This is a genomic window from Saccharopolyspora sp. NPDC049426 (assembly GCF_040676935.1).
Classification (GTDB): Bacteria; Actinomycetota; Actinomycetes; order Mycobacteriales; family Pseudonocardiaceae; genus Saccharopolyspora.
Genome location: NZ_JBFAPZ010000008.1, coordinates 231,066 through 246,848 on the forward strand (window position 1 = coordinate 231,066; position 15,783 = coordinate 246,848).

Here is a 15,783-nt window from a genome sequence, read left to right on the forward strand (position 1 = left end):
CGCGTTGACAGGGTCAAAGGGGCGACTTACGGTCTGCCCAACCGCATCACTCGAATGGGCGATGTATCAGGGAGGTCTGGGGCCGATGAGCAGGACCGAAATTTCTCGACGGCACATGCTCCGCGCCGGTGGAGCGGCAGCACTCGCGGTGCCGGTCGCCGGTTTCCTCGGCGGGTGCAGCTTCACCCAGCCAGGCACAGGGCAACCGACCGGATCCACCTTGGACCGACTCAAGCAGCAGGGTTACGCGCGAATCGCGATCGCCAACGAGCCGCCCTACACCCAGATCAACCCCGACGGCAGCGTCACCGGAGCCGAGCCCGACGTGGTCGCCGCGGTCCTCAAGAGAATGGGCGTGCCTCGGATCGAAGGCATCGTCACCCCCTACGAGTCGATGATTCCGGGGCTCAACGCGAGCCGGTGGGACATCATCGCCGCCGGACTGTTCATGAAGCAGTCGCGGTGCGGCCAGATCCGCTACTCCGAACCGGAAATCGTGTCCACCGAATCGTTCGCGGTGCCCGCGGGCAATCCGAAGAACCTTACCGGAATCGCGGCCGTGAAGGCCGATCCCGCTCTGAAGATCGCGGTCTTGCCGGGCGGTTTCGAGGACGGTGCGCTCAAGACCGCCGGGGTCCCGGCCTCGCAGGTCGTCAACATTCCCGACGGCCGCAGCGGAATCGAAGCCGTGCAGGCGGGCCGAGCCGACGCGTTCTTCCTGCCGACCCTGTCGCTCAACGCGCTCAAGACCGAGGGCATCGAGATCACCGGTGCCATCACCGACGTGCAGCAGACCGGCTCGGGCGCCGGTTTCCGCCAGGCCGACGCCGACCTGGTCGCCGCCTACGACGAGCAGCTCAAGGCGCTCAAGGCCACGCCCGAGTTCGACCAGATCCTCGGCAAGTGGGGCTTCTCCGGGGAGGCCGCGAGATCCGTGACCCGCGAACAGCTCTGCGCCGTCCCGGGCTGAGCCGCGAATGTCGCAGATCCTGCCCTACTTCCCGCTGCTCGGCGAAGGTCTGCTGATCACCATCGCGCTCACCATCGCCGGCATGGTGCTCGCGGTGGTGGTCGCCTTCGCCGCCGGGATCGCCCGGATGTCGCCCCGCCGCTGGCTGAGCTGGCCGGCGTCGGTGTTCATCGAGGTCTTCCGCGGGACGTCGATGCTGGTGCAGCTGTTCTGGCTGTTCTTCGCACTGCCGTTCTTCGGGATCCAGCTGGTCCCGTTCGCCGCGGCGATCCTCGCGCTCGGCCTCAACGAAGGCGCCTACGGCGCGGAGATCGTGCGCGGCGCGATCACCGCCCTGCCGCGCGGTCAGCGGGAAGGCGCCGTCGCGCTGAGCCTGAGCCCCTACCAGCGGATGCGGTTCGTCATCCTGCCGCAGGCGGTTCCGGCGATGATCCCGCCCTTCGGCAACGTGATGGTCGACCTGCTCAAGAACACCTCCCTGGTGTCGCTGGTGACCGTGGCCGACCTGACCTTCACCGCCCAGATGGTCCGCAACACCACCGGCGCCACGGCGGCGGTCTTCGGGACGATCCTGGTGCTCTACTTCGTCGTCGCCTACGTCCTCTCGCTCGGCTCCTCGTGGCTGGAGCGGCGCGTCGACCCGACCCGGCCGGCGCAGGCGCAGAGCTTCTGGCAGCGCGTCCTGCCTGATCGGCGGGTGACGTCGTGATCTGGGACTGGTCGTTCGCCGCGCAGATCGTGCCCTTCCTGCTGCAAGGGCTGTGGGTCACCGTGCAGATCACGCTCGTCGGCATGGCGATCGCGCTGATCGTCGGGCTGTTCGTGGCCGTGGTGCGCTACTCCGAAGTGCCGGTGATCAGCAAGCTGTTCACCTTCTACGTGCTGTTCGTCCGGGGCACGCCGCTGCTGGTGCAGGCGTACTTCGCGTTCTTCGTGCTTCCCGGCATCGGGGTGCAGTTCTCGCCGATGATCACCGGCATCGTCGTCATCGGCCTCAACTACAGCGCCTACACCGCTGAGGTGTACCGCGCGGGTATCCAGAGCGTCGCCGTCGGGCAGTGGGAGGCGTGCACCGCGCTGAGCCTGTCGAACTGGCAGCGCTGGCGGTTCGTGGTGCTGCCGCAGGCGATCCGCGACGTCATCCCGGCGCTGGGCAACTACCTGGTGCAGATGTTCAAGGATTCCGCGATCCTGCACGCCATCACGGTGTTCGAACTGCTCGGCCACGCGACGGCCATCGGCTCCAGCAGCTACCGCTACCTGGAACCGATGACCATCGCCGCCCTGCTGTTCCTGGCGGTCAGCCTGCCCGCGGCGAGGCTGATCAAACGATTGGAGCTGCGTCTTGCCCACCCCAGATGAGGCGATGATCTCCTTCTCCGGCGTGGGGAAGTCCTTCGGGGACAACCACGTGCTGCGCGAACTCGACCTGACGGTGGCGCCGGGTGAGAAGGTGTCCATCATCGGACCGAGCGGCTCCGGCAAGACCACCATCCTGCGGCTGCTGATGACCCTGGAGAACCCCGACACCGGGTTGATCGAGGTCGACGGGCAGCCGCTGTGGGACTGCCGCGAAGGCGCCCGGCTCGATGCGAAGAAGCAGGCCGAGGTGCGGCGCACGATCGGCATGGTGTTCCAGCACTTCAACCTGTTCCCGCACATGACCGTGCTGGACAACGTGACCCTCTCGCCGGTTCAGGTGCTGGGCATGAGCCGCGACGAGGCCGGGCAGCGCGCCGTCGAACTGCTGCAGCTGGTGGGGCTCGAGAAGCACATGTCGCACAAGCCGGGGCAGCTCTCCGGCGGTCAGCAGCAGCGCGTCGCCATCGCCCGCGCCCTGGCGATGCGCCCCAAGGTGATGCTGTTCGACGAGGTCACCTCGGCGCTGGACCCGGAGCTCATCGGCGAGGTGCTGGCCGTCATCCGCGACCTCGCGCACACCACGGCCATGACGATGCTGCTGGTCACCCACGAGATGCGCTTCGCGGAGGAGATCTCCGACCGCGTCCTGATGTTCGACTCCGGCGCGGTGGTCGAATCCGGGCCCCCGTCCCAGATCCTCCAGAACCCCCAGCACGAACGAACCCAGCGCTTCCTCAAGGCCGTCCTCGAACGCAAATAACCCCTCCACACCCCGCCCCACCTCGAGACGACCAGATTTCAGTGGAACTCGGGAACCCGATTTCAGTGGAAGTCCGGAACCCGATTTCAGTGGAAGTCTGGACCTCGGTTTCAGTGGAACTCGGGGACTTGACTTCCACTGAAATCCGGAAGACCACTCGCACGGAGTAGTTCGTCGGTGGGGCTGCGGAGGCGAACCTAGCCTGGGGCGATGGCCTCGTTTCGGCAGGTGTTGAAGCGCCTCGTGCTCGGACCTCCGGTGCGCAGCGACCGGATGGGCCAGACCCTGCTGCCCAAGCGGCTCGCGCTGCCGGTCTTCGCCAGCGACCCGCTGTCCTCGGTCACTTACGCCACCCAGGAGATCCTGCTGATCCTGTCCCTGGGCGGGTTGGCGGTGCTGCACCTGGCGCCGTGGGTGGGGCTGGGAGTCGTGGTTCTGCTGGCGGTCGTGGTCGCCTCCTACCGGCAGGTGGTGCACGCCTATCCCAGCGGCGGCGGGTCCTACGAGGTCGTGGCCCGCAACCTCGGGCGGAACGCGAGCCTGGTGGTGGCCGCGGCGCTGATGGTGGACTACGTGATGACGGTGGCCGTCTCGGTCGCCGCGGGCGTCGACAACCTGGTCTCCGCGGTGCCCGCGCTGTACCCGTCGCGCGTCTGGCTGGCGGTGGGCGGGGTCGCGCTGCTGGCCGCGCTGAACCTGCGCGGTACCCGTGAATCGGGCCGCGCCTTCGCCCTGCCGACCTACCTGTTCGTCACGGCGATGGGGGCGACCGTGCTGGTCGGGCTCGTGCAGACGGCTGTCGGTCACCCGCCGGTGGCTGAGAGCGCCGGGTGGGGCATCCGGCCGGAACAGACCGACCTCACGGGCCTCGCACTGGTGTTCTTGCTGCTGCGCGCGTTCGCCTCCGGCTGCACCGCGCTGACCGGTGTCGAGGCGATCTCCAACGGGGTGCCGGCCTTCCGCCGCCCCAAGGAGCGCAACGCCGGACGCACCATGCTCATCATGGGCGGTCTGGCGATCGGGTTGTTCAGCGGTGTCACCGCCCTCGCCGTGATCGCCGGGGTGCGGGTGACTGAGAACCCGTGTGACCTGATCGGGTTCCCCGGTGACTGCCGCAGCAGCGGTCAGCGAACCGTGATCGCCCAGCTGGCTGCCGCGGTGTTCGGCGACGGCAGCGCGATGTTCTACGTGGTGCAGGCCGGGGCCGCGCTGATCCTGGTGCTGGCGGCCAACACCGCGTTCAACGGCTTCCCGATGCTCGGCTCGCTGCTCGCCCAGCGCCGCTACCTGCCGCGACAGCTGCACACTCGCGGCGATCGGCTGGCGCACTCCAACGGCATCATCGTGCTGGGCGTGATCTCGATCGCCTTGATCGCGGCTTTCGGGGGGTCGGTGACGGCGCTGATCCAGCTCTACATCGTCGGGGTGTTCGCGTCTTTCACGTTGTGCCAGATGGGCATGGTTCGGCATTGGAACCAGGAGCTGCTGCGCGGATCGGGCGACCGGGCCGCGATCCACCGAGGCAGGCTGATCAACGCGGTCGGCGCGGTGCTCACGGCCACCGTGCTGTGCGTCGTGCTGGCCACCAAGTTCACCCACGGCGCCTACCTCGTGGTGCTGGCGATTCCGCTGCTGTTCCTGCTGATGCGCGGAATCCACCGGCACTACCGGCAGGTTCGCCGCGAGCTGGAACCGGAGTCCGGTGAGCTGCCCTCGCCGAGTCGGGTGCACGCCGTCGTCCTGGTGTCCACGGTGAACAAGCCGACGCTGCGCGCGCTGGCCTTCGCCCGCGCCACCCGGCCGGACACGCTCACCGCGCTGACCGTCGAAGTCGACGAGGCCGACACGCACCTGCTGCGCAGCGAGTGGGAACGCCTCGGCGTGGACTTCCCGCTGGAAGTCGTGGAGTCACCGTACCGGGAGATCACCCGACCGATCGTGCACCGCATCAAGGAGCTGCGCCGTTCCGGACCGCGCGACCTGGTGTGCGTCTACATCCCCGATTACGTCGTCGGGCACTGGTGGGAAGGCCTGCTGCACAACCAGAGCGCCCTGCGGCTGACCTGGCGGCTGCGCTTCGAGCCCGGCGTGGCCGTCGTCAGCGTCCCCTGGCAACTCGACTCCAGTCACCGCCGCGACGTCGACCGCGAACACCACCCCCCAGGCCACGTCCGACGCGGCCTCAGCTGATGCGGTCCTCGATGGTCCGCGGCTCATCGGCCCAGAGGTGTTCCCGCTGAGCGTGCGCCGTCGGTCACCCGGTGAGCGACGCGAGGAGGCGGTAGGAGTCGAGGCGGTCGTCGGGGTCGTGGGCGGTGGTGGTCACCAGCAGCTCGTCGGCGGCCGTCTTGGCGACGAGCTCCTTCACGGCGACCGCGACCTCGTCCGGCGTGCCGTAGGTGTGGCCCTGCATGGCCCGGGTGAAGTGGGTGCGTTCCCGGTCGGTCATGTCGCGGGCGAGGACGCGGTCCGGGTCGTCCAGCGGCGGGAACTCGCCCCTGGTGCGCGACCAGGCGTTGGCCCAGGCTTCGGGCACGAGCAGGCGGCGGGCGGCTTCGGTGGTGTCGGCGACCGCGATGGAGCGGGCGACGACCACGCAGGGCTCGGCGGCGCGGCGGGAGGGGCGGAAGTTCTGCCGGTACTCGTCGATCGTGCGCAGCATCCTCTGCTCGCCGAGCGGGGAGGCGATGACCAGCGGCAGGCCGAGCTCGGCGGCGCTGGTGGCGTTGCGGGTGGCCAGCACGAACACCGGCAGGTCGAGCCCTTGGGCGGGCACCGCGTGCACGCCGGCGACTCCGCCGTCGAGGTAGGCCAGCAGCTCGGTGAGCTGCTCGGTGAAGCGGTTCGCGTCCTCGGCACCGAGCGCCTTGCGGATGCCGCCGGTGAACCCCAGCGACCGCCCCAGCCCGACGTCGATGCGGTCGCCGAACAGCGATCCCAGCACGCCGAACTGCTCGGCGACCACCAGCGGCTGGTGGTTGGGCAGCATGACGCCGCCGGTTCCGACCCTGATGCGGCTGGTGGCGGCGGCGACCGCCGAGGCCAGCACGGTCGGGGCGGCTCCGGCGACGCCGGGCACTCCGTGGTGCTCGGCGACCCAGAACCGGTGGTAGCCGAGCCGCTCGACCTCCTGCGCGAAGCGCACCGTCTCCCGCAGGGCCTCCTGGGCGCTGCCGTCGACCGGGATGTGCGAGCGGTCCAGCACTGACAGACGAGGACTCACCCCGGGTACAACGCCTTCCGGGCGCAGAGATTCCGGAAGGCGCGTGTGACCCTCAGCGGGCCTTCGGCAGCAGGATCCACAGCACGATGTAGAGGATGAACTGCGGGCCTGGCAGAACGCAGGAGATCACGAAGGCCAGCCGCACCAGGAACACGGGCAGGCCGAACCGGTGGGCGAGGCCCGCGCACACGCCGGCGATCATCTTTCCGTTGCGAGGACGCTCCAATGCCGTCATGGCTCCAGCCTGCCCGCGCGCGGACGATCTCGCCAACGCGAATCTCGCGCGCGAACTCCACCGGTGGCACGTTGAGGTTGTGGACCTGCGACGAGTGGCTCGCGAACTGCGCACCGGCGACCCGGTGGAATTCATCACCGCCCGAGACGCCGCGGCCGCGCGCGCCCGCGAGTCCGGCGACGCCGAGCTTGCCGACCGGATCAAGAAGCTGCGCAAACCCACCACGGCGGCCTGGGCGGTGAACCTGCTGGCCGACCGCGAACCGGGCGAGCTGCGCGCCCTGCACGACCTCGGCGAGCGGCTGCGCAACGCCCAGCGCGAACTGCGCGGCGACGAGCTCCGCGAACTGGCGGCCGAACGCACCCGGCTGCTCGACCGCCTCACCGGCCGAGCGGTCGAGCTGGCCGCGGAACGCGGGCACGAGCTCGCCCAAGCCGGACGCGAGCAGATCTCACAAACGCTCACGGCCGCGCTCTCCGACCCCGAGGCCGCCGCTGAGGTCCAGGAGGCGACGCTGACCAAGCCCCTGGAGTACAGCGGGTTCGGCCTCGACGACCTCGCCGTAGCAGCCATCCGCCGGCAGTCCACCGGCCAGAAACCCCGCGCGAAGCGATCCGCGAAGGACAGCGAGGACTCCGGCGAGGCGCAGCTGCTGGAACTGCGGCGCCGGTTGCGGGACACCGAGGAGCACCTCGACGCCGCGAACGAAACCCTCCAGCGCGCCGAAGCCGCGTGCCAGGAGGCGCAGGAGCGCTGCGAACGCCTCCGCGAGGAGCTGACCGACGCCGATTCCGAGCTGCGCGATCGGCGCCGCGAACTCAAAGCCGCGCGCCAGGAGCACGAGCGAGCGGTGAAGGCGAAGGATTCCGCCTCGAAGGCCCTGGGCGATCGGTGACCGGATCGAAACGTCCGGCCCACGTCCGATCAGCGCGAAAAACCCCGACCACCGCCTGAAAAGCACTCTCCGGAGCGGTGTTCGGGCAGGCTGACAGGTGGTGCCGGCGCGGTCCGTGATCGGTCGGAAACCGTCCCTGCGGGGGCCGCAGGCGACAGAAGTATTACTTTTCGGCGTGGCTGTTGTTCGGGCGCTTACCTTGGCTCTTCCTCAGGACAAGCACAACGACGAGCAAGGGTGCCGACGATGGCAGATCGCAACGAGGCGAGCCCGGTGAGCCCGGCGAAGGCGTTCCCCGACAAGTACATACCGCAGCCGCAGGTGCGCGACCTGCCGGCGCCGCCGCGCAACCAGTGGCGGCTGATCGGCCCGGGCATCGTCGCGGCGGGTGTCGGCCTGGCCACCGGTGAGTTCATCCTCTTCCCCTACATCACCTCCCAGGTCGGGCTGACCTTCGTGTGGGCAGCGCTGCTGGGCCTGGTCACGCAGTACTTCCTGAACATGGAGATCGAGCGGTACACCCTGGCCACCGGTGAGACCGCGGTGACCGGCTTCAGCCGGCTGTGGAAGCACTGGGGCCTGGTCTTCGCGATCATGGCCCTCTTCGCCAACCTGTGGCCCGCGTGGGCGACGAGTTCGGCGACGCTGATCACCTACGCGATCGGCGGGGACAAATCCCTGGTGGCGGTGGGGATCCTGCTGCTGGTGGCGCTGATCCTCACCCTGGCCCCCGCGGTCTACACCGCGCTGGAGCGCGCGGAGATGCTCAAGGTCGCGGCGATCGTGCTGCTCATCGCGATCGGCGCGCTGTTCGTGATCGGCGCCGAGACATGGCAGGCACTGCCCACCGTGGTCACGCAGCCCGGATTCCCCGCCGCGGAGCTGGGTTTCGCAGTGCTGATGGGCGCTCTGGCGTTCGCCGGTGCCGGTGGTGGCCAGAACCTCGTGCAGAGCAACTGGATCCGGGACAAGGGCTTCGGAATGGGCCACTACGTGCCGAAGATCGTCTCCCCGCTGACCGGAGAGACCGAGGCTCGTGGGCGGGCCGGGTTCATCTTCCCGGCCACGGACGAGAACATGGACCGCTGGAAGTCGTGGTGGCGCTTCGCCAACAAGGAACAGCTGATGACCTTCGTGCTCATCACGTTCCTGTCCATCATGTTCATGTCGCTGCTGGCCTACGGCACCGTGTTCGGCCACCCCGGGCTGGAGAACGACGTGTCGTTCCTGCGCATCCAGGGCGAGAAGATGTCGGCCATGGCCGGCGGCTGGTTCGGCTACTTCTTCTGGATCGTGGGCGCGTTCTCGCTGTTCGCGGCGGCCTTGGGCATCGTCGACTACACCTGCCGACTCGCCGCGGACGTGCTCAAGACGAGCTACTTCCCGGACGCCTCCGAGAGCAAGGTCTACGCGATCCTGGTCTGGTCGCTGTGCGCCACCGGCATGGTCGTCATCGCCGTCGGCATGGGGCAGCCGCTGCTGCTGGCCATCATCTCGGCCTGCACCAACGGCGTCATGATGTTCATCTACTCCGGGCTGCTGATCGCCATCAACCGCAAGATGCTGCCCGCGCCGATCCGCGTCACCGGCGTCCGCCTCGGCGCGCTCGTCTGGTCGATCATCCTCTTCGGCGTGATGGCGGTCCTGACCGTCCACCAGCAGATCGATAAGCTGCTCGGCGGTTGAGCCCTCCGGCGGGAAGCCTCCGGTCGCTCGGACCGGAGGCTCCGCCGCGCGGGGCCCGAATGCTCCACGTGCCAGCGCGGAGCGCCCGCCGGCACCTCCAGGATAACGCGCTCACCTGCGGGTTCGTCTATCTGCGAGCCGGGGTGAGTTGTCCTCGGCGGTCGAGCTTCTGCCACGGCAGACGGGCGCCCGCCAGCGCCGTGATCACCGACTGCACCACCACCAGGTACATCAGCTGCCGGTAGACGACCTGCTGCAGCGGCAGGGCCCACAGCGGGCGCAGCCGTTCGCCGTCCATCCGGAACGCGATGATCCCCGGCAGCAGCTGCATCGCGAGGAATCCCAGCCAGGTCAGGCCGAAGGTCCACGCCTCGGCGGTGAACAGCGCGAAGAACGCGGCCACGTCCACGACCGGGGCGATGACCTGCAGCACCACCTGGAACACCAGCAGGTAGGGCAGGCCGAGGCGGCCGAGCCTGCCGCCCGGACCGCGCTCCAGCACCGCTCGCCGGTGCTTCCAGGCGGCCTGCAGCGTCCCGTAGCACCAGCGGTAGCGCTGCTTCCAGAGCTGACCGGTGGTGGCGGGTGCCTCGGTCCACGAGATCGCGTGCTCCTCGTAGGCCATGTGCCAGCCGTCCCGCTCCAGGGCCATGGTCAGGTCGGTGTCCTCGGCCAGCGTGTCGTCGCTGACGCCGCCCACGGCCAGCACGGCCGAGCGCCGGAACGCCCCGAGCGCGCCCGGGATGGTGGGTGTGCAGCCCAGCATCTCGTAGACCCGGCGGTCCAGGTTGAAGCCGATCACGTACTCGATGTGCTGCCAGCGGCCCAGCATGTTGCCGCGGTTGCCGACCTTGACGTTGCCGGAGACCGCGCCCACCGACGGGTTGGTGAAGTGCGCGACCATCCGCGACACGGCGTCCGGTTCGAGGATCGTGTCGCCGTCGACGACCACCACCAGCTCGGAGCGGGCGGCGGCCAGTCCGGCGTTGAGCGCGGCGGCCTTGCCGGCGTTGCGCTGCCGGATCAGCCGGAGGTGCGGGTGCCGCCCGCGCAGCCGGTCGACGATCTCGGCGGTGCGGTCGGTGGAACCGTCGTCGACGACGATGACCTCGACCGGGTGGTCGGAGGCCAGGATCGTGCGCACGGTGGAGGCGATCCCGGCCTGCTCGTTGTAGGCGGGAACGATGACGCCGACCCGCTGGCTGATCTGCCACGGAGGTGTCCAACGGCGCGACCGCCACCGTTGAATCGGGGCGAGGACCAGCACGAACACCGTGCGCAGGATGCCCAGCGCCGCCGCTGCCCACAGCAGCGCGCGCAGCGCGTCGGCCAGCCAGGCCGACAGCACCACCACGCCGACGAACAGCGAACCGGCGACCCGGTCGAGCAGACCGGCCGGGACGGCGGTGACGGGCAGGCCGAAGGTCGCGCCGACCGAGTCCACCTGCCGTCCGGTGTTCTTCAGCTCGGGCAGCAGCCGGTCGAGCGCTGCGACCATGTCGGCTCCTGCCGTGTCGTGCATCAGCAGCACCGTGCCGCGATCGTCGCGCGGCGTGGCGGCGGCCAGCACCGCCTCGGTGTCCTGGCCGCGCCAGTCCTGCGAGTCCCGGTCGGGGACCACCACCTGGTGTCCGTGGTTTCCGATGCGCAGCAACGAGTTCCACGCCGCCCCGTCGAGCGAACCGGAGGTCAGGTAGGGCGGTTGGGCGAGCGTCGTGGTGATCCCGGCGGCTCCGGCGAGGGCGAGGTCGGTGGACTGCAGCTCCAGCTGGATCCGCTGGGAGCCGGCCTGCCGCAGGTCGGTGCGGGTGAGGGTGTGGTTCCCGATCTCGTGCCCGGCTTCGACGATCTCCCGGACCAGTCCGGGATTGCGCGCCGCCTGCGCGCCGGTGACGAAGAACGTGGCGTGGACCTGGTGCCGGGCGAGGGCTTCCAGGACCTGCGGTGTCCACTGCGGATCGGGTCCTTCGGCGAAGGTGAGCGCCACCGCGCGCGGTGGCACCGTCCGCACGGTGGGTTCGCGCGGGTCGATCACCGACCCGTTGTCGAAGGCCGTTGGGGGGACGAACTGCCTGCTGCCGCTCGGCGTGCTCGGGGTTCCGGCGCGGCTGAGGAGCACGTCGAGGCCGAGCAGGCCGCAGATCGCGAGCAGCACCAAGCCGAGCAGCAGCCAGTGGGATCGAGGGGTTCGGGGTTTCGGGGTTCGGGGCAAGGGGTTTCCGAATCAGCGGATGGCTTCGGGGGCGGCGGGCAGCGGGGGAGCCGGGGTGGGGGAGTCGAGCATCGCGGCGGACAGCAGCAGGGCGAGGCCGGCCAGCACGAGGCTGGTCAGCACGACGAAGCGCCGCACCGCGCGGCGCCGTCGGCCGCTGCGGTCGACGAACACCGGGTCCGCCGGGTGGTAGTGCCGTTGGAGCTGTCGGTCGGGGGACAGGCCGACGGTTTCCGCTCCTCGGTAGCTCGCGGGATCGGCACGCTCGGTGCGCACCAGGACCGAGCCCGGGCGGCGCCGGTGCCGGTGCCGGGTTTGCGAGCCTTGCCGGGACGTCCGGTGGTCTCGGTAGGGCATCGGTACTCCGAATGTCGGGGTTGTCGTTCACTCGTTCTGGTGATCCAAGCTCGGTACGATAACGTTAAGGTCACTTTGATCCAAGGCGCGCTGGTTGTCGGGGTGGTGCGCGAGGTCACCCGACAACAGGAGTGAACACACGCGGTGAGGAAGTTCTTGCGGCGGGCGATCAGGTCGCTCACGCGCGCCCTGGTCGTGCTCGCGTTGATCGCGCTGGGCGGGACGAGCTACGTCGACCACGCCCTGACGCGAGTCCCGGCGGTCACCGACTACGCCGGACGCCTCGCGCCCGCCAGCGGCACCAACTGGCTGCTCGTCGGTTCCGACAGCCGCGCGGGCCTCTCGCAGGAAGAGGAGCAGGACCTGGTCACCGGTGGCACCGCCGATGCCGCCGGTGCGCGCACCGACACGGTGATGCTGCTGCACATCCCGGCAGGCTCAGGGGCTCCGACGCTGGTCAGCCTGCCGCGAGACTCGCTGGTCGACATCCACGGCCACGGTCCCGACAAGCTCAACGCGGCCTACTCCAGCGGCGGTCCCGCGCTGCTCTCGCGCACCGTGGAGGAGCGCACCGGATTGCGCATCGACCACTACCTGGAGATCGGGCTCGGAGGTTTCGCCGGGGTCGTCGACGCGATCGGCGGCGTGCGGATCTGCCTGCCGCAGCCGATCGAGGACCCCAAGATCTCGCTGTCGCTGCCCGCCGGTTGCCGCGAGCTGACCGGGCCGCAGGCGCTGGGATTCGTGCGCACCCGGAACTTCGCAGGTGGTGACCTGCAGCGCGCCGAGCACCAGCGCCAGTTCCTCACCGCGCTGGTGGACAAGGCCACCAGCCGGGAGGTCCTGCTGAACCCGCTGAGCTCGGTGCCGATGACCTGGCGGCTTGCCGACGCGGTGACCATCGGTGATCCCGACCACCTCGACGACCTCGGGCAACTCGGTTACCAGGCGAGCCTGGTGGGCACCGGGCTGACCACCGCCGCGGTGCCGATCGGCGGCTCTGCCGAGGTGCCCGGCGTCGGGTCGGTGCTGCGATGGGACGAACCGCGAGCCGCCGCGCTGTTCGACGCCCTCCGCCACGACCGGCCGCTGCCGCCGTGACGCGCGGGCGGTCACATCTTCGCGGCGCCCTCCTTGATGGCCTCGCGGATGCGGAAGTACGTGCCGCAGCGGCAGATGTTGCGGATCGAGTCGAGGTCCGCCTCGGTGATCTGGCGTCCCCCGGCGGCAGCGCGCCGCACCAGGGCCACCGCCGCCATGATCTGGCCCGGCTGGCAGTAGCCGCACTGCGCGACGTCCTGATCCAGCCACGCCTGCTGCATCGGGTGCAGCTCGGCGTCGGCGGTGTCGGGCAGGCCCTCGATCGTGGTGATCTCGTCCTCGGCGGAGATGTCGCCGACCGAGACCGAGCACGGGTTGAACGCCTTGCCGTTGATGTGGCTGGTGCACGCCTTGCAGACGTTGATGCCGCAGCCGTACTTCGGCCCGGTCACGCCCAGCAGGTCGCGCAGCACCCACAGCACCCGCACGTCGTCGGCGACGTCGACGGTGACCTGTTCACCGTTGAGTCGAAAGGTGTGCTCAGGCACGAGAATTCCTCCAGGTCCTCACTGCGCGTAGCGCAGGCCGTCGGTGGGCGACTCCGGGATCGGCGGCACGTTCGGCTTCGGCTCGAACGACAACGTGCCGTGGTTGATCGGGAAGCTCGTCGGGACCGAACCGGTCGCGCGGGCGTAGGCGCAGGCCACCGCCGCCATGGCCGAGGCGACCCCGAGCTCACCGGCGCCACCGGGCTTGCCGGTCGTCGGCGGCATGACGATGATCTCCAGCTCCGGCGGCGAGTTCCACTGCCGGGTGTAGAAGTAGTTGTCCCAGCTGGCTTCCAGGAAGTACCCGTCGGTCAGGTGCAGGCTGGAGGTCAGCGCGTTGGCGATGCCGTCGTTGATGCCGCCCATGATCTGGGCCTCCAGGCCGCGCGGGTTGACCGCGAGCCCGACGTCCACCGCGCAGACCGCCTTGGTGACGCGCGGGCCGGCGACGGCGTCGCGGATCGGCCGGTTCACCGTCTCGGGCGTGCAGTCGATCTCCACCAGCGTCGCGATCGTCGCCCGGTACTCGGTGTGCACCGCGATGCCCTGCGCCGTGTTCTCCGGCATCGACCGGCCCCACCGGCCCGCCTCGGCGACCTGGTCCAGCACGGCCTTGAGCCGCTCCTCCTGCAGGTACCGCTGCCGGAACCGGTAGGGGTCCTCGCCCATCTTCGCGGCCAGCTGGTCGACGATCAGCTCCCGCGCGGTGGTGACGTCGGGGGAGTAGATGTTGCGCATGCTGCCGGTGTTGAAACCGCGATCGGTCTCGTTGAGCAGCTGCGTGGTCGCCCCGAAGCCGTAGGGCATGGTCTGGGTGTAGGTGAAGATGGTCTGCGAGAACGACGCGTCCGCGACCGGCAGCTTCGCCGCGCTGGCGGTGATGATCTCGCCGAAGCCGTGGCTGAAATCGGTGAACACGCTGGTGTGCCGCTGCTCGTAGCTGAGCACGCCGTCACCGGCGACGCCCACCCGCACCCGCGAGGTCGCCATCGGGTGGGTGCGGCCCTGGCGGGAGTCGTCGGCGCGGTGCCACATCAGCTTGACCGGCTTGCCGATCTTGCGGGAGATCTCGGCGGCCTCCATGGCGCCGTCGTTGAACAGCTTCCGCCCGAACGATCCGCCGCCTTCGGTGACGTGCACCTTGACCGCGTCGAGCGGAATCCCGTGCTGCGCGGCGATGGTCTCCTTGGTGACGATCGGGTTCTTCTGGGCCGACCAGATCTCGGCCCGGTCCCGCCGCACGTCGGCGATCGCGCAGTTGGTCTCCAACGCGCTGTTGCTGCGGAAGAAGAAGGTGAAGTCGCCCTCGACGCTGGACTCGCCCTTCGGCGCCGCCAGCGGGATCTCGGCCGCCCGCAACTCGTCGAGCACCGATGCGTCCGATTTGCCCTCGGCCGTACCGGGTTCCCAGTCGACCTCCAGCGCGCGCACGGCGTCGATGCACTGCCCGAAGGTCTCCGCCCGCACGGCGACGCCGGTCGAGATCGCGACGACGTCGGTGACACCCGGCATGGTGGCCACCGCGTCGGTGTTGCGCACCGAACCGACCTCGCCGTTGAGCGTCGGCGGCCTGCACACCATCGTCGGCAGCGCGCCCGGGATCTTGAGGTCCATCGCGAACTTCTTCCGGCCGGTCACCGCGGCGAGCGCGTCCACGCGGTTGTGCGGGGTCCCGATGACCGAGAAGTCCTCGTTCGCCTTGAGCCGCACCGGAACTTCCTCGGTGCGCATGCTCGCGGCCTTCTTGGCGAGCTCGCCGATGCCGATGCTGTTGCCCAGCAGGTCGGTGATGATGCCCTGCTTGAGGCGCAGCGTCGCCACCGCCTGCTCCAGCTCGACGGCGGCGGCCTGCAGCAGGCGCCCGCGCGCCACGGCTGCGGCGACGCGGATCGGCGTGTAGGTCGACAGCGTGGTGCCGGAACCGCCGGTGATCTGGTTGAACACCAGCTCCGGCCGGGCGTCGGCGAGGGTGACGTGGACGTTCTCGACCGGCACATCCATCTCCTCGGCGATCATCATCGCGGTGGAGGTGGTGATGCCCTGGCCGACCTCGGCGCGCGGCAGCTCGAAGGACACGGTGCCGTCGGTGTTCACCGTGACGGTGATGAGGTTCGCGGTGGGCGCGGCCGAGTACTCCAGCATGTCGCTGAGGTCGGCGATCTCGGCGATGGCGGGGGAGGGAACCGGTGGCAGCCCTTGGGCTTCCGCCGCCGGGGCACGCAGGTTCAGATCGGCGGCGGCGACCAGCGTCGGCGCGGCCAGCACGTATCCGAGGAAACCCCGCCGTCCGACGGCGTGGGATTCTGCGGGCCGCGAAGGGGACGGTGAGGATCGGTCTGCGGTCGTCATCTCGCTCCCCTTCCACCGGACGCATCCGCGGGTCCGGCAGCCGGAATGGTGGGCGTGACCTGGGAAAATCGACACCCCAAGCCGTTCGAACAGCGGAACTGTAACGTTGAACGTTGAACAGGTCAACGGCTCGGCCCTGGATCAA

Annotated in this window: 14 protein-coding genes; 8 read left to right on the forward strand and 6 right to left on the reverse strand. The window is 69.6% G+C overall.

Annotation, left to right across the window (positions count from 1 at the left end):
• Positions 1–85 precede the first annotated feature (85 nt).
• The 5 genes from ehuB to AB0J78_RS19550 all read left to right on the forward strand — a co-directional run bounded on the left by ehuB (position 86) and on the right by AB0J78_RS19550 (position 5,282).
• Entirely contained in the window at positions 86–970 is an 885-nt protein-coding gene (gene ehuB / locus AB0J78_RS19530; protein WP_363790877.1) for an ectoine/hydroxyectoine ABC transporter substrate-binding protein EhuB, read from the forward strand.
• 7 nt (positions 971–977) lie between these two features.
• Positions 978–1,679 (forward strand): ectoine/hydroxyectoine ABC transporter permease subunit EhuC, encoded by a 702-nt coding sequence (gene ehuC / locus AB0J78_RS19535; protein WP_363790879.1) that lies wholly within the window; start codon positions 978–980, stop codon positions 1,677–1,679.
• The gene (ehuD, locus tag AB0J78_RS19540) at positions 1,676–2,332 is read left to right on the forward strand and encodes an ectoine/hydroxyectoine ABC transporter permease subunit EhuD (protein WP_363790881.1); all 657 of its coding nucleotides are present in this window, start codon (positions 1,676–1,678) and stop codon (positions 2,330–2,332) included. The genes ehuC and ehuD overlap by 4 nt, the downstream gene beginning before the upstream one ends.
• A 4-nt stretch (positions 2,333–2,336) precedes the next feature.
• Complete coding sequence (gene ehuA, locus AB0J78_RS19545; RefSeq protein ID WP_363791121.1) at positions 2,337–3,092, forward strand: ectoine/hydroxyectoine ABC transporter ATP-binding protein EhuA; 756 nt, start codon at positions 2,337–2,339, stop codon at positions 3,090–3,092.
• 210 nt (positions 3,093–3,302) lie between these two features.
• Entirely contained in the window at positions 3,303–5,282 is a 1,980-nt protein-coding gene (locus AB0J78_RS19550) for an APC family permease (protein WP_363790883.1), read from the forward strand.
• A 64-nt stretch (positions 5,283–5,346) separates the two neighbouring features.
• Here AB0J78_RS19550 and AB0J78_RS19555 read toward each other — a convergent pair whose 3' ends face one another.
• Positions 5,347–6,315 (reverse strand): LLM class flavin-dependent oxidoreductase, encoded by a 969-nt coding sequence (locus AB0J78_RS19555; RefSeq protein ID WP_363790885.1) that lies wholly within the window; start codon positions 6,313–6,315, stop codon positions 5,347–5,349.
• Positions 6,316–6,367: 52 nt separating this feature from the next.
• Positions 6,368–6,550, reverse strand: coding sequence for a PspC domain-containing protein (locus AB0J78_RS19560; protein WP_363790887.1), 183 nt, complete (start codon positions 6,548–6,550; stop codon positions 6,368–6,370).
• Positions 6,551–6,629: 79 nt separating this feature from the next.
• Here AB0J78_RS19560 and AB0J78_RS19565 point away from each other — a divergent pair, with 79 nt between their 5' ends.
• Both AB0J78_RS19565 and AB0J78_RS19570 read left to right on the forward strand, forming a co-directional pair.
• Complete coding sequence (locus AB0J78_RS19565; RefSeq protein WP_363790889.1) at positions 6,630–7,445, forward strand: hypothetical protein; 816 nt, start codon at positions 6,630–6,632, stop codon at positions 7,443–7,445.
• Positions 7,446–7,691: 246 nt separating this feature from the next.
• A complete protein-coding gene (locus AB0J78_RS19570; RefSeq protein WP_363790891.1) occupies positions 7,692–9,131 on the forward strand; it encodes an Nramp family divalent metal transporter in 1,440 nt (479 codons plus the stop codon).
• A 127-nt stretch (positions 9,132–9,258) separates the two neighbouring features.
• Here the strand turns inward: AB0J78_RS19570 and AB0J78_RS19575 are convergent, their stop codons facing one another.
• Both AB0J78_RS19575 and AB0J78_RS19580 read right to left on the reverse strand, forming a co-directional pair.
• On the reverse strand, positions 9,259–11,343 hold the full coding sequence (locus AB0J78_RS19575; RefSeq protein ID WP_363790893.1) for a glycosyltransferase: 2,085 nt from the start codon (positions 11,341–11,343) through the stop codon (positions 9,259–9,261).
• Between the two features lie 12 nt (positions 11,344–11,355).
• Positions 11,356–11,700 (reverse strand): hypothetical protein, encoded by a 345-nt coding sequence (locus AB0J78_RS19580; protein WP_363790895.1) that lies wholly within the window; start codon positions 11,698–11,700, stop codon positions 11,356–11,358.
• 144 nt (positions 11,701–11,844) lie between these two features.
• On the opposite strand from AB0J78_RS19580, the gene AB0J78_RS19585 reads away from it, so the two are divergent.
• Positions 11,845–12,801: an LCP family protein gene (locus AB0J78_RS19585; protein WP_363790897.1), complete on the forward strand. Its 957-nt coding sequence runs from the start codon at positions 11,845–11,847 to the stop codon at positions 12,799–12,801.
• An 11-nt stretch (positions 12,802–12,812) separates the two neighbouring features.
• On the opposite strand, the gene AB0J78_RS19590 is transcribed toward AB0J78_RS19585, so the two are convergent.
• Positions 12,813–13,289, reverse strand: a complete 477-nt coding sequence (locus tag AB0J78_RS19590; RefSeq protein WP_363790899.1) for a 2Fe-2S iron-sulfur cluster-binding protein — start codon at positions 13,287–13,289, stop codon at positions 12,813–12,815.
• Between the two features lie 18 nt (positions 13,290–13,307).
• Positions 13,308–15,638: a molybdopterin cofactor-binding domain-containing protein gene (locus tag AB0J78_RS19595; RefSeq protein WP_363790901.1), complete on the reverse strand. Its 2,331-nt coding sequence runs from the start codon at positions 15,636–15,638 to the stop codon at positions 13,308–13,310.
• Positions 15,639–15,783 lie beyond the last annotated feature (145 nt).